The following is a 12798-nucleotide window of genomic DNA, read 5'->3' as shown; positions in this document are numbered from 1 at the left end:
GCTGCTCTGGCGGATAATCAGACCGTTTCTGTGGGTTATGCGCAGAGTAACGTGGAAGACTTTAAAAATATCCGCGGCGTAAACGTTCAGTATCGCTACGAGTGGGATTCCCCGGTCAGCCTGATGGGTTCATTTACCTATATGAGCGGCGATCAGGACGAGCATTATTATCTCGCTTCCGACTCCATTAAAAACCACATCGAAGTGAAATATTACTCTCTGATGGCAGGCCCGGCGTATCGCCTTAATGATTTCGTCTCCCTGTATGCGCTGGGCGGCGTGGCACGCGTGAAAGCAGACGGCCACACCACCTGGGTGAACGGCGGCGACAACTATACCCAGCGTGACGGCATCGATGAGAAATCCACCTCTTTCGCTTACGGCGCGGGCGTACAGTTCAACCCAACGCCTGAGCTGGCGATCCACGTCGGTTACGAAGGCACCACGGCCGACCTGGGTGATGATTACGGGATCGACGGCTGGAATGTGGGCGTAGGTTACCGTTTTTAATTGGTGCGGCCTGATGCCGGGTGACGGCCATGCCTTACCCGGCCTACGATCCGGTGCGGTTGTGCCGGGTGACGGCCATGCCTTACCCGGCCTACGGGTCAGTGCGGTTGTGCCGGGTGGCGGCGATGCCTTACCCGGCCTACGGTCTGAAGGTTTTGTAGGCCCGGCAAGCACAGCGCCGCCGGGCGTTACAAACCGCACTGTGCCTGCATAATATGCGCAATAAATTGGGTTAACTTCGGCAACGGACGTAGATCCTGACGCCATAACAGGTGCACCGGTCGGGGTTGTGGTGTGTAACCTTCTAAAACACGTATCAGCCGTCCATTCGCCAGCTCATCCGCCACCAGCACCTCCGGTTGCAACAGCAATCCCGCGCCGGCAATCGCCGCCATCCGCAGACCGTAGCCGTCGTTACAGCGCAGGATCGCATCGCGCTTCCAGCGCACCTCCCCTTCCACTCCCGGCAGCCGCCACTCGTTGCGTGCGGTCCAGACGGTATGGGAGAGACAGAGATGCTCCACCAGATCGTCCGGCGTTTGCGGCGTGCCGTGGCGGGCTAAATAGTCCGGGGCAGCGCAGATCACCATCCGGTACGGGCAGAGGTATTTCGCTACCAGATCCTCGGTGTGGATGTCGCCAATGCGGATCGCCAGGTCCACCCCCTCCTCCACCAGATCGACCATCCGGTTAGTGAGATCCAGCTCGACGCGCACCTCCGGGAAACGCTGCAAAAAGGTGGCAGTCAGCGGGGCAATCACGCACCCGCCGAACGAGGTGGGCGCAGTCACCCGCAGCGTGCCCGCGGGCGCGGTACGCAGACGCTCCACTGAACGTTCAGCGATGGCGACCTGCTCAATGACCCGCTTTGCCTCTTCGAACCAGACCCGCCCGGCGTCAGTCAGGCTCTGGCGGCGGGTATTGCGCTCCAGCAGCCGGGTGCCAAGCTGCGCCTCCAGCCAGGCGATATACTTCCCGACCATCACCGCCGACATCTCCAGCCGGGCGGCGGCACCGGTAAAACTGCCGCTCTCCACCACCGCGATAAAGGTCTCCATGCCGCGAAGCTTATCCATATTGCAAACCTCTGGTTAATAATGATCTAACTTTAGCCCAGTTTATCCGCTCTCTGGTTTGTTAAACAATCAAGGCTCACAACACAGAGGAGTCGGCTATGAAAATCGTCATTATTGGTGCTAGCGGTACGGTCGGTCAGGCCGTTACAGAAGAGCTGAGTCGTCGTCATGAAGTCATTCGCGTGGGTCGCACGAAAGGCGATCATCAGGTGGATATCACCTCCCAGTCCAGCGTGCAGGCGCTGTTCGAAAAGATCGGTCCGGTGGATGCGATTGTCTCCGCCAGCGGCGGGCTGCACTTTGGCCCTCTGTCGACCATGACCGACAGCGAGTTTAACCAGGGATTGCAGGACAAATTGCTGGGCCAGGTGCGGCTGGCGCTCACCGGGCAGCACTATCTGAATGAGGGCGGGTCGATCACTTTGATCAGCGGCATCGTCGCCCACGAGCCTATCGCCCAGGGGGTGAATGCCACCACGGTAAACGTCGCGCTGGAAGGCTTTGTCCGCGCCGCCGCCTGCGAACTGCCGCGCGGGATCCGCATCAACCTGATTAGCCCGACGGTACTCACCGAATCGGCTGAAGCCTACGACGGTTTCTTCCCGGGCTTCGAAAGCGTGCCCGCCGCAACGGTCGCCCAGGCCTATCGCCGCAGCGTGGAAGGGGTCCAGAGCGGACGGGTGTATCAGGTAGGGTATTAAGCCGTTTGCAGTTGCCGGGTGGCGGCTTCGCCTTACCCGGCCTACAAAACCGGCTTCACATCACCCTACCGTGCCCCACACCAGATTCCCGTTATGGAAGGTCGCGGTACGCGGGGAGATGCGCGCCACCGCTTCGGCGGAGCAGGAGGCGTCCACCAGCACAAAGCTGGCGGCATCCTGCGCCTTCGGCCATACGCGTTCGCCTTTGTCGTTCAGCGGCAGCACGTCACCAGTGGCGATACCCAGCGCGCGGGAGAGCGTCTGCTCGTTCGGGCGGATGTAGAGCTGGGCGTAGAGATTCGCTTTCTCCAGCATGTCCCCCAGGCCATACGGCGACCAGTGGTCGATCACGCTGTCGGTCCCGGTCATGACAAACACGCCTTTGTCACGCAGCTGCTTGAGCGGCATGTGGAGCGTGCCAATCGGTACTGTAGAGGCGATCGTCACCTGCTGCGCCGCCATGCGGATGGCGATCTCATCCACCTGCTGCGCGTTCATCGTCGCCAGCGCAAAGGCGTGGCTGATGGTCAGCTTGCCCTTCAGCGCCGGGGTCTTCTCCACGGTTTCCACCATATAGTTCACCGCCGCCACGCCCGCCGGGCTGGTTTCGTGCAGGTGGATATCCACCCCTTTGTCGTAATCGAGCGCAATCTGGAACATCAGGTCGAGGGATTTCTCCATCGCGCCGTCAACGCTGGTGGGATCCAGCCCGCCGACGTAGTGCGCCCCGGCCTGCATCGCCTCACGCATCAGCTTTTCAGAGTTTGAGAGCAACAGGCCGTGCTGCGGGAAGGCGACAATCTCACAGTCAAACCCGGGTTTACGCCGGGCCAGTACCGCCTGTAAATTTTCCAGGTTTTTTAACCCGGAGGTTGGCTCGATATTGCAGTGGCTGCGGGCGATGGTGGAGCCCTTCGACTGGATCAGGTCGATCAATTTTTCCGCCCGCTCCTGGGTATAAGGTTGCAGCTCCGGGAGCAGCTTTTGCTCCAGGCGGATCATATCCTGAAGGGTAGTGCCCGCCGGGCGGTTGAGCGAGCGCCACGGGCCGCCGTAGAAGGTCTTATCCAGATGGATGTGCATATCGCGCATCGCCGGTAACAGCAGTTTGCCGCCCGCATCGTAGTGCGGCAGCGTGGCGTCGGCGTGGCTGTTGTTGTCGCGCAGGGCAGCGATCTTGCCGTCCTTGATCTCCAGCGTTTTCAGTTCGGTGCGGGTGCTGACGGCCACGTCGCCGTCGACGTTAAACCCGGCCTCCAGCAGCACGTTGTCCAGATAGTAGTGTGTCGCGGTGATGTTCATCGATTTGCCCGTCTCGCAGGTCGCTTTTGCGGTGTCAGCAGCATACGCGACGGAGCCAGCAGTGCCAAACAGGGCGCAGGCGGTTGCAGCGGTGGCGATTTTGCCGCTCTGGCTGAGAAACTCCCGGCGGCTTTTATTCTCACTCATTGTCTTGTCTTTTTACTTACGCATTCACACAGCGGGCGGGAAGCCCGCCAGGGTTAAGCCACAATATGGGTCCCGGTTTCACCACGCAGGGCTGCGGGCAGGCAGCCCGGCGAGGTGATGATCACCCGCTTGCCGCCGTGGTGCAGAAATTCCAGCGAGGCCACAATTTTCGGCAGCATACTGCCCGCCGGGAAGTGCCCCTCTTCCATATAGCGCGTCATCTGCGCCACGTTGACAGTGTCCAGCGCCTGCTGGTCTGGCTTGCCGAAGTTAATGCACACTCTCTCCACCCCGGTAGTGATCACCAGCACGTCGGCGCGGATCTCACGCGCCAGCAGCGCGGTAGAGAGATCTTTGTCGATCACCGCATCCACGCTCTGGTAGTCGCCCTGTTCGGTACGCACCACCGGAATGCCGCCACCGCCCGCGCCAATCACCACAAAGCCTTGTTGCGTCAGGGCCTTGATGGCATCCGCCTCAACGATGCGTAGCGGCTGGGGCGAGGCCACCACCCGGCGGTATCCGCGCCCGGAATCCTCGACGAAATGCCAGTCGGGATGGGCGCGTTGCAGCTCATCGCGCTGCGTCTCGCTGAAAAACGCCCCGATGGGCTTGGCAGGATGGGTAAAGCCAGGATCGTTTTTATCCACCTCCACCTGGGTGACCACCGTGACCGCTTTCTGCTCCCCGCGGGCGGCAAGGCGGTTGTTGAGCGCCTGCTGGATCAGGTAGCCGATGCCGCCCTGGGTATCGGCCACGCAGTTCGCCAGCGGGGTCAGGGGGAGCCCTTCCCGCTCGTGGGCAATCTCGGCGCGGCGCAGATCCAGCCCCACCTGCGGGCCGTTGCCGTGGGTGAGGACGATGTCGTAGTCCGAGGCCAGCATCTCCAGCACCGACTCGGCCACCGCTTTCACCGCCTGCGCCTGGTGCTCAATCGACTGGCTGGCGTTATCTTTGATAATGCTGTTGCCGCCAATGGCAACGACCATAAGCTCTTTCATACGTTGTCCTTTATAACGGTGCCCGACGTCGCGCTTGCCGCTTCGCGGCTATCCAGAACATGCTTCAGCACAAACATGCCGCTCATCATCAGGTAAGCCAGCACAAAGGTCAGCGAACTGCCCTCAGCAAAGCCCACCACCGGGGCGTGGATGACCCCGAACAGCGCCAGCAGCGCACCGACCGCAGCGGCAACGGCACCGCGCAACGGCTTGTTGACGATGGCGAAGATGGCGATACAGCCCCACAGCATGCTGGCGAGCGGTGCGCCGTTACCCAGGTGCATCAGCCCTTCGTAGTAAATGCCCTTGCTGTGCAGCACGTCGGTGCCGATTTTCGCCGCGTTGGTGCCCGCCGCGCCCATCACGCTGTTCATCATGGTCAGCGCCCAGTTGGCGATCCACGGGAAGAGACAGATAAAGATGACGGGCACCTCCACTTTGGGCGTCTCCCTCACCACCTGGTTGGCGGTAACCACGCCGATAAAGACCAGAATCGGCACAATGGCGGTCATTGGGATGATGGCGAGCATAAAGGCTCCCAGCCCGAACAGCGGCACGATGAACATGGTGACGCCGGAGGCCAGCGTGTAGCCGATGCTGGCCCCCATCGCTTTCCAGCCCGCGTGGCCGACGTAGACCGTTACCGGGAACGGGTTCCCCATCAGGCAGCCGAGCATGGACGAGAGCCCGTTGGCCAGCATCACCTTGCGGGTCGGGTACTCATCCCCCGCCGCGTGGGCGCTTTCGATGTTCTCCAGGTCAAAGATGTAGTTGGCCAGCCCCAGCGGCACGGCAGAGGCCAGATACGGCAGGGCATGTGGCAGGCCCTGCATAAAGCTGTCGATATGCACTTCCGGCGGGTTAAAGCCGAAGGAGGACATCGACGCCTTGATCGCTTCCGGGCTTTGCAGGCCGGAGATCCACGCCAGGGCCGTACCGGCGATCAGCAGCAGGAGACCGGTGGGGATGCGGGCGAAGATCGGCTTTTTGCCGAACCAGTTGATGAAGATCAGCAGCAGGACGATAAAGGAGACCGTCGGCGCTTCGAACGCCTGCAACATCGGGTTCATCGCCAGCAGCAGCAGACCCAGACCGGAGAGGCACGAGAGCAGCACGGTACGCGGGATCATCTTGCGGATGGTTTCGCCGAGGAAGGAACCGCCCGCGAGGATCATCGCCTCCACGAAGCACCACACCAGACCAATCTGGATGGCGAAATCCGCGTCACCGGTCTGCTGGTAGACCGGCATCAGCACCAGAAAAGTGACGGTGAAGATCGAGGGCGCACTCGGCCCCGACGGCAGCGCAGTCACGTCGTTACGCCCGGTCTGGCGCGCCATCTGTAAACCAAACCACGCGTAGCAGATGCTCGCCACCAGCACCGCCAGCCCGAAGGCTGGCGCAATACGTCCATAAACAATCTCTTTCGGGATGCCGACGACAAAAATGAGCAGCCCCATCATGGTCAGCAGGTTCGTCAGGTTGTTGGTCATCAACCCGAAGTACGCCGCCCAGTCACCTCTTTTCCACTCCAGTTTCATGCTTTTCATGGATGCTTACCTTAAAGGAAGTAGCGATCGCGGAAGGCCAACAGCGCCTTTTCAAAACAGCTAAACGGCGGATGAACGATCCCGGCACCAATCATGCCGATGCCCGCATCTTTATGGGCAATGGCGGTGTTAATGACCGGCAGAATACCGCTGCCCGCCACGCGGGTGATGTCGATGGCGGTAGGAACGCCCATAAACGAGAGCAGCGGAATGGTGACGTTCGGGTTTTCGCCGAGGGTGATCTCGCGCATCTGGCGGGAGAAGTCGATGGCCTCTTCCACCGTGCCGCCCACCAGGGCGACAATCGCCGGGGCCGTCGCCATGGCAAAGCCACCGATGCCGTAGGTTTCGGTGATGGCGCTGTCGCCGATATCCAGCCCGGAGTCTTCCGGCCTGTAGCCCGCGAACATCGGGCCAATCACCTGCTGAGCCGGACCGGTGAACCACTGCCCCGGCAGGCCGGAAACGCGCAGGCCGAACTCGTAGCCATTGCGCGCCATGGTGGTGACCACAGTGCTGTACTCGATGCCGTGGGCAGCATCCAGCGCGGCTTTACACATCGCCATCCAGGTTGGGCCGGAGAAGTAGTCGCTGCTGGCGACAAACTCAAACACCTCGCGCTGCTGCTCTACCGGGTAGCCCGCCTGGATCAGCCCCGGCGTCAGCGCCTGAATCAGCAGCGTGGTGCCCGCGTTATTACGGTTGTGGCACTCGTCACCCATGTGCAGTGCCTGGGCCAGCATCAGGCGCAGGTCGATTTCGCCGATGATCTTCATGGCGTCGCGCAGCATCGGGCCGAGCACGTCGCGCATCCAGTTCAGGCGGTCGATAACGCTCTGGTCGTTGGCCCCCATGCGCAGGATCTTCGCCATCTGCTCGCTGAGGTTAGTGAAGGCGCGGTTGCCGTAAGTTTTGTTCTCGACGATATGCATAAACATCGACGCCGAGGTGACGCCCGCCATCGACCCCACGCAGTCGTGTTCGTGACACGGCGAGAAGGTGATCTCGCCTGAGGCGGCCAATTGCGCCGCCTCTTCCAGATCTCTGGCTAAGCCTTCAAATACCAGCGCACCGGTGACCGCCCCTCTCATCGCCCCGCACATGTTCTCCCAGGCCACCGGCGGGCCGGCGTGCAGAATGGTGGTGCGGGTCATCCCTGGCACGACGTTGATCGCCTGATCAAAGCCCACCAGCACCGGATGGGACTGGATAATGCGCTCCAGCGCAACCTTGTTAGCCGCGGCGATTTTCTCCGCCAGCGAGTTTTCTGCCAGCTGATCGAGGGCCTCAACGACCTGCATATTGCCCTGCCCCGGCGGGGTCCAGTCGAGATGGGTGACCGGGACGTGCTGCTTCTTCAGATCGTCGCTGAACAGGGCGATGCCGACGTTAATGACGTTCAGCGGCTGGTTAAATAAGGTGGTCATCAGGCTTTCTCTCCTTTGAAGACAAATTCACGTGCCAGTAATCCGGTGTTGGTGCTGCTGCTGGCCCAGATGACGCCCGCGTCGGTGAGCCGCTGGCACTGCTGCGCCAGCGACTGGGGATCCTGGTCGGTGCCAAGCACATAGCCGAGGATGACCAGCGGCCGGTGATCGGCCTTCGCGATCGCCTGCGCCTCCTGGATCGCCTCGATCATCACCCCTACCGGATCGTCATGCGATCCAAAGCCGAGGACGAAATCCATCACGATCACGCCTACCTCCGGATCGCGTGCCTCCTGCAACAGGCGGCTGATGCGGTTGGTCGGATCGATCATCGGGTGCGGTTTGCCATTGGTGAAATCGTCATCGCCGAAATCGAGGAAGGTATGGGCCTGGCTGACGCTGATGTCCTTCAGGCGCTTAGCCGGGTCCGGCTGGATGTTGCTGTAGACCTCGTCATATTTCTCCAGCGCGGCGAACATCGCTTCGTCGCACAGGGTGCCGCCGCAGAAGAGGCCGCGAATGTACTTCTGCTGCGGGGTGAGACGGGTGCGCACCTCTTCAATCAGGGGCCAGTTGAGCGGGTGCAGATCGAGGGACTCTTTTTTGATGCCGGTGAGCAGCACCGCCTTCAGCGCCGCCTCTTTGGTGCCGCGGGCAAACTGTAATCCCGCTTCATCGGCAGGCGGCTCGTTGCGCCCGAGGAAACAGACTACGACCGGTTTGCGGCAGGCGCGGGCGCGGGCCAGCACTTTCTCGGCCACCGCAGGCGCTGGCGGCTTGGAGATCAGGGCGATGACCTGGGTGGCCTCGTCCGCTTCCAGCATGGCGATAGCATCCAGCATCATCAGGCCGCCGATTTTTTCACTCAGATCGCGGCCGCCGGTGCCGATCAGCTGGGAGATGCCGCCGCCGAATTCGTGGATGCGCGCGCTCAGCTCCTGGCTGCCGGTGCCGGAGGCGCCAACGATGCCAATGGAGCCGCGACGGACCGCGTTGGCGAAGCAGAGCCCGGCGCCATTAATGATGGCGGTGCCGCAGTCCGGCCCCATCATCAGCAGCCCTTTTTCATGGGCCAGCTGCTTGAGCGCCAGTTCGTCGTCGAGGGAGACGTTATCCGAGAAGAGCATCACGTTGAGGTTGTTCTCCAGCGCCTGGCGCGCCTCGCGGGCGGCAAAGGTGCCGTTGACCGAAATCACCGCCAGGTTGGCGTCCGGGCGGTGGGTTTTGGCGCTGGCGAGCGTGGCGTAGCGCGATTCGTGTGAGCCTGCGCGCTCCTTGCGGGTAAACAGCGCCTCGATGGCGGCCAGCGTCTCGTCGTTGGCGGCCTCACCTTTAATGACGATCATCAGATCGCCGTTTTTGGCGTCTTCTAATTCCGGCGTCAGCAGACCGAGATTTTTTAATACGCCTTTATTCATTTCGGTGGCCATAGCAACAAAGGCCTGCTCCACGCCGGGCAATTTGTTGGCTTTGGTGGAAACCGACATCAGCGAAACAGAATCAAAATAGGTATTCTTTCTTATCACGATTTTGGTGGGCATTACGTCCTCCTGAATGCGGGCAAAAGGGGGCCATATCACGCCCGAAGGCATGATGGGAAGAGCTATTTTTATTTCAGGCCAGCGCGAAACGGCTGGCCGGGAGTATTACGCGCCGGCGGCGATCAGCAGCTCGGCAATTTCGCTGAAGCCTTTCTCCCGCGCCAGTTCGAGGGGGGATTTGCCGTATTTATCGGTCATGTGCGGGTTGGCGCCGTGATCGAGCAGCAGCTTCACGATCGCCTGCTGGCGAGGGCCGCCGTCATTTAACACAATGGCTTCGAGCAGCGGGGTCCAGCCGACAAAGTTGGTGTGGTTAACGTTGATGTCGGTGCGGGCCAGCAGCTCCTGTACCACCTCCAGATGCCCTTTCTCGCTGGCCGGGGTGATCCCCACCCCGCCAAAGCGGGTCAGTCTGTCGAGATCCGGGTTGGCCGGTAGCACAAGACGCAGCAGGGTAAGATCGTTGGTCAGGCAGCTGATGAGGAACGGGTTGAAACAGGTCTGATCCTGCTGGTCGATATTTGCGCCAGCGGCAATCAGCCGCTCCACGCAGGAATAGTGTTTATTCAGGCTGGCGATAATAATGGCGGTTCTTTTCTGCCGGTTGGTGCCATTTATATCCACCCCTTTTTCCAGACAGGCGTTTAATGCTTCGACATTCCCCTGCTCGGCGGCTAACAGAAATTCAGTAACGAGTTCATTGCTGGACATATCCACACTCCGGGTTTTCCTTTCTGATGGAGTGAGCATAGCAATGGCCTGGTCAGAAAAGAATCCGCTTAAAAATGATTCATCGACAGGCAATTCATTGTTGAGATAAATTTAACAGTCCGGTCAAAACGTGCGTCCGTGCAATCTTTTTCTTATCTTTGGCCGCGTTTTTACCGCCCGCGCTGCATTCTGCTTATGGTTAACGAGCCCTTGCCCGGCGGGGCTCGCAGCAATTTCGCAGAACTGTGACCGGCATCAAATGAGTTGTAACCGCGTTGTTAAAATATGTTCAAAACTGATGGGTGCCAGGAGCCATGATATGAATTCCATCTTTACCGAAGAGAACCTGCTGGCGTTTACTACCGCGGCCCGCTTCAGCAGCTTCAGCAAAGCGGCTACCGAACTGGGGGTCACCACCTCGGCCATCAGCTACACCATCAAGCGCATGGAGACCGGCCTCGACGTGGTGCTGTTTGTGCGTAACACCCGCAGCATCGAGCTCACCGAATCGGGCTTTTACTTTTACCGCAAGGCGGTAGACCTGCTGAATGACTTCCATGCCATCAAGCGCGGGATAGATACCATCTCCCAGGGCATTGAGACGCGGGTGCGGATCTGCATCAACCAGCTGCTCTATACGCCGCGCCATACCGCCCGCCTGTTGCAGGTGTTAAAGAAACAGTTCCCCACCTGCCAGATCACCGTCACTACCGAGGTCTATAACGGCGTCTGGGATTCGATCATCAATAATCAGGCGAACATCGCCATTGGCGCGCCGGATACCCTGCTGGACGGCGGCGGGATCGATTACACCGAGATTGGCGCGATCCGCTGGGTCTTTGCCATCGCCCCGGACCACCCGCTGGCCCTGGCCCCGGAGCCGCTGGCCGAGAGCCAGCTGCGCCTGTATCCCAACATCATGGTCGAAGACACGGCGCATACCATTAACAAGAAAGTGGGCTGGCTGCTGCACGGCCAGGAGGCGATCCTGGTCCCGGATTTTAATACTAAATGCCAGTGCCAGATTCTGGGTGAAGGAATCGGTTTTTTACCGGAACATATGGCGAGAGAGGCGGTGGAGGCGGGGCTACTGGTGACGCGGCGCATCAATAATCCGCGCCAGGACTCGCGCATGCTGCTTGCCACGCAGCATGCGGCAACCGGTCTGGTCACCCGTTGGATCAAACAGCAGTTCGCCCCCGACGGGGTGCTGACCGGGATCTACAGCGATTTACTGTGGCGGGATTAGCTGCGGCTTTGCACCCAGAATGCATGGATAAGGCCGGGGAGGTAACCCAGCAGCGTCAGGATGACGTTGAGGATAAAGGCCCAGCCAAACCCTTTGCCCAGCAGCACGCCAAGCGGGGGAAGCAGGATGGTAATTACGATACGCCAGAAACCCATAGATTCTCCATACAAGCAGTCAGGTCATTGTAAAAAAAGAGATTTTCACTCTAAGAGTAGCGAGTCTACGCACAGCTGCCAGCGTTGGCGTGAAGTTTTACCCTCTTTTACCCTCTTTACACAGGTTTAGGCGGGCGATTAAGGGGTATTCCACCCGCCGCGCTGTACCGCGGCCTGCGCCTGGGCTAAGCTCGGAGCTCATCTATCAGAAGGAGGTAACTATGTTTTCTGTTGGCGATCTCGTACAGCCGCGCATGGGCGGCCCGAAACTTAAAGTCATCGAAGTGCATGAAGATCAGATTGTGGCGGTGCAGGCAAGTAACGAGCAGGGCGAGAAGTTCACCCTGAAAGCAGCGGATGTGGCGCTGTATAAAGAAGATGGCGATTTCGGCGTCTGCTAAGCGCCGGTGCTACCGGGCGGCGTGAATCCGCCCGGTCTGCGCGGATTAAATCAGGAAATCATCCAGCGATTTACCCTCTGCCAGCGCAAGGGAGATAGGCTTCGGCGTACGTCCCTGGCCGGTCCAGGTTTTTTCAGTGCCATCGAGATCGGTATAGCGATATTTTGCAGCACGCGGTTTGCGCTTTTTCGGCTGCGCGCTGGTGCTCAGCAGTTCCGAACCCAGCAGGTCTTCGGCCGAAATACCGTCAGCTTTCATCATCTCCAGCAGAGCGCTAATTTTCTGCTGCTGCTCAGCACGCTGCTGTTCAATCTCAGCCTGCTCGTTACGTTTTTCTTCCGTGACGATGCGCAGCTTTTCGAGCATATCTTCCAGCACGTCCAGAGAGAATTCACGCGCCATCGCGCGGAGTGTACGGATATTATTAAGAGTGTGTAATGTTGAAGTCATATAATATGAAAACCTTTTCAAAAGTCTGCTAAATAATCAATACCGGCTCATGGTAATTCATTTGTTTATAAACATCCAGACGATACCGCACGAAAATATAATCCAGCCCAACATCTGAGAATAAAGAATATATAACGGCGGTTATTTTTAGAATGTATGATTTATTCAGCGTAGCCGTTTAACCATTATTTATTTGTCCTGTGTTATTACCCGCATCAATGGCGGTGACGCCCTCGCCCGAAACGAATAGCCATTCACTGGTTTCGCATAAAACCAAACCCTCACTTCCAGAGCTTTACGCTACATAGCGACCACTTAGCAACACAAGTTGCTTGAGAGGTGCGCGTTTTACCTTATCTGCAGAGAGCTCATGCCAGAGCGCAGAAAGAAAACCACTTAAGCCATTGTTTAACATTGATAAAAATAACCAGGACAGAGAAAATAACGCCGTTCTGGCAAAACCGGTTCGTTTAGAGAATTTTACGGACAAAACGCCATTAAATAAAAATTTATCGCTAATTGAGAGTTTTAATGCAGAGAGATACGCTATACACGAAAAACAAAGCAAACTAAAGCA

The 12798-nt window shown here is 59.0% G+C and carries 14 protein-coding genes; 5 read left to right on the top strand and 9 right to left on the bottom strand.

Going from position 1 to position 12798, the window contains the following annotated elements; all coding sequences use genetic code 11:
• On the top strand, positions 1-510 hold a 510-nt coding region (locus tag WFM46_RS13400), incomplete at its 5' end, for an Ail/Lom family outer membrane beta-barrel protein (protein WP_336997807.1).
• A 29-nt stretch (positions 511-539) separates the two neighbouring features.
• Positions 540-671 (top strand): hypothetical protein, encoded by a 132-nt coding sequence (locus WFM46_RS13395; protein ID WP_336997806.1) that lies wholly within the window; start codon positions 540-542, stop codon positions 669-671.
• Between the two features lie 27 nt (positions 672-698).
• Here WFM46_RS13395 and WFM46_RS13390 read toward each other — a convergent pair whose 3' ends face one another.
• Complete coding sequence (locus WFM46_RS13390; RefSeq protein WP_180210676.1) at positions 699-1586, bottom strand: LysR substrate-binding domain-containing protein; 888 nt, start codon at positions 1584-1586, stop codon at positions 699-701.
• 98 nt (positions 1587-1684) lie between these two features.
• On the opposite strand from WFM46_RS13390, the gene WFM46_RS13385 reads away from it, so the two are divergent.
• Positions 1685-2287, top strand: a complete 603-nt coding sequence (locus tag WFM46_RS13385) for a short chain dehydrogenase (protein ID WP_336997805.1) — start codon at positions 1685-1687, stop codon at positions 2285-2287.
• Between the two features lie 60 nt (positions 2288-2347).
• Here the strand turns inward: WFM46_RS13385 and WFM46_RS13380 are convergent, their stop codons facing one another.
• The 6 genes from WFM46_RS13380 to WFM46_RS13355 all read right to left on the bottom strand — a co-directional run bounded on the left by WFM46_RS13380 (position 2348) and on the right by WFM46_RS13355 (position 9966).
• Entirely contained in the window at positions 2348-3736 is a 1389-nt protein-coding gene (locus WFM46_RS13380) for an amidohydrolase family protein (protein ID WP_336997804.1), read from the bottom strand.
• 53 nt (positions 3737-3789) lie between these two features.
• Entirely contained in the window at positions 3790-4737 is a 948-nt protein-coding gene (locus WFM46_RS13375) for a carbamate kinase family protein (RefSeq protein ID WP_336997803.1), read from the bottom strand.
• Positions 4734-6287: a xanthine permease gene (locus WFM46_RS13370; protein ID WP_336997802.1), complete on the bottom strand. Its 1554-nt coding sequence runs from the start codon at positions 6285-6287 to the stop codon at positions 4734-4736. Before WFM46_RS13370 ends, WFM46_RS13375 begins: the two co-directional genes overlap by 4 nt.
• An 11-nt stretch (positions 6288-6298) precedes the next feature.
• A complete protein-coding gene (locus tag WFM46_RS13365) occupies positions 6299-7714 on the bottom strand; it encodes a DUF1116 domain-containing protein (protein WP_180209179.1) in 1416 nt (471 codons plus the stop codon).
• The gene (gene fdrA / locus WFM46_RS13360; protein ID WP_336997801.1) at positions 7714-9255 is read right to left on the bottom strand and encodes an acyl-CoA synthetase FdrA; all 1542 of its coding nucleotides are present in this window, start codon (positions 9253-9255) and stop codon (positions 7714-7716) included. The genes WFM46_RS13365 and fdrA overlap by 1 nt, the downstream gene beginning before the upstream one ends.
• 105 nt (positions 9256-9360) lie before the next feature.
• Positions 9361-9966, bottom strand: coding sequence for an ankyrin repeat domain-containing protein (locus tag WFM46_RS13355; RefSeq protein ID WP_336997800.1), 606 nt, complete (start codon positions 9964-9966; stop codon positions 9361-9363).
• 319 nt (positions 9967-10285) lie between these two features.
• Between WFM46_RS13355 and WFM46_RS13350 the strand changes: the two genes are divergently transcribed.
• Positions 10286-11215, top strand: coding sequence for a LysR substrate-binding domain-containing protein (locus tag WFM46_RS13350; protein WP_103180855.1), 930 nt, complete (start codon positions 10286-10288; stop codon positions 11213-11215).
• On the opposite strand, the gene WFM46_RS13345 is transcribed toward WFM46_RS13350, so the two are convergent.
• Positions 11212-11370, bottom strand: coding sequence for a YqaE/Pmp3 family membrane protein (locus tag WFM46_RS13345; RefSeq protein WP_103180856.1), 159 nt, complete (start codon positions 11368-11370; stop codon positions 11212-11214). The two genes, WFM46_RS13350 and WFM46_RS13345, sit on opposite strands and share 4 nt — an antisense overlap.
• A 221-nt stretch (positions 11371-11591) precedes the next feature.
• Between WFM46_RS13345 and WFM46_RS13340 the strand changes: the two genes are divergently transcribed.
• Positions 11592-11771, top strand: coding sequence for a hypothetical protein (locus WFM46_RS13340; RefSeq protein ID WP_103180857.1), 180 nt, complete (start codon positions 11592-11594; stop codon positions 11769-11771).
• A gap of 45 nt (positions 11772-11816) precedes the next feature.
• Here WFM46_RS13340 and stpA read toward each other — a convergent pair whose 3' ends face one another.
• On the bottom strand, positions 11817-12221 hold the full coding sequence (gene stpA / locus WFM46_RS13335; protein ID WP_103180858.1) for a DNA-binding protein StpA: 405 nt from the start codon (positions 12219-12221) through the stop codon (positions 11817-11819).
• Positions 12222-12798: the final 577 nt, after the last annotated feature.

The organism is Leclercia sp. M50, assembly GCF_037150775.1.
GTDB lineage: Bacteria > Pseudomonadota > Gammaproteobacteria > Enterobacterales > Enterobacteriaceae > Enterobacter.
The sequence above is the reverse complement of the archived record's forward strand: the minus strand, read 5'-3'. Positions and strand labels throughout refer to the sequence as shown.

What these genes read in the sequence shown, in the direction of transcription:
- WFM46_RS13395 (WP_336997806.1), top strand. Translation starts at nt 540, where the DNA reads ATGCCTTACCCGGCCTACGATCCGGTGCGGTTGTGCCGGGTGACGGCC.
- WFM46_RS13380 (WP_336997804.1), bottom strand. Translation starts at nt 3,736, where the DNA reads ATGAGTGAGAATAAAAGCCGCCGGGAGTTTCTCAGCCAGAGCGGCAAA.
- WFM46_RS13355 (WP_336997800.1), bottom strand. Translation starts at nt 9,966, where the DNA reads ATGTCCAGCAATGAACTCGTTACTGAATTTCTGTTAGCCGCCGAGCAG.
- WFM46_RS13340 (WP_103180857.1), top strand. Translation starts at nt 11,592, where the DNA reads ATGTTTTCTGTTGGCGATCTCGTACAGCCGCGCATGGGCGGCCCGAAA.
- WFM46_RS13385 (WP_336997805.1), top strand. Translation starts at nt 1,685, where the DNA reads ATGAAAATCGTCATTATTGGTGCTAGCGGTACGGTCGGTCAGGCCGTT.
- fdrA (WP_336997801.1), bottom strand. Translation starts at nt 9,255, where the DNA reads ATGCCCACCAAAATCGTGATAAGAAAGAATACCTATTTTGATTCTGTT.
- WFM46_RS13350 (WP_103180855.1), top strand. Translation starts at nt 10,286, where the DNA reads ATGAATTCCATCTTTACCGAAGAGAACCTGCTGGCGTTTACTACCGCG.
- stpA (WP_103180858.1), bottom strand. Translation starts at nt 12,221, where the DNA reads ATGACTTCAACATTACACACTCTTAATAATATCCGTACACTCCGCGCG.
- WFM46_RS13345 (WP_103180856.1), bottom strand. Translation starts at nt 11,370, where the DNA reads ATGGGTTTCTGGCGTATCGTAATTACCATCCTGCTTCCCCCGCTTGGC.
- WFM46_RS13365 (WP_180209179.1), bottom strand. Translation starts at nt 7,714, where the DNA reads ATGACCACCTTATTTAACCAGCCGCTGAACGTCATTAACGTCGGCATC.
- WFM46_RS13390 (WP_180210676.1), bottom strand. Translation starts at nt 1,586, where the DNA reads ATGGATAAGCTTCGCGGCATGGAGACCTTTATCGCGGTGGTGGAGAGC.
- WFM46_RS13375 (WP_336997803.1), bottom strand. Translation starts at nt 4,737, where the DNA reads ATGAAAGAGCTTATGGTCGTTGCCATTGGCGGCAACAGCATTATCAAA.
- WFM46_RS13370 (WP_336997802.1), bottom strand. Translation starts at nt 6,287, where the DNA reads ATGAAAAGCATGAAACTGGAGTGGAAAAGAGGTGACTGGGCGGCGTAC.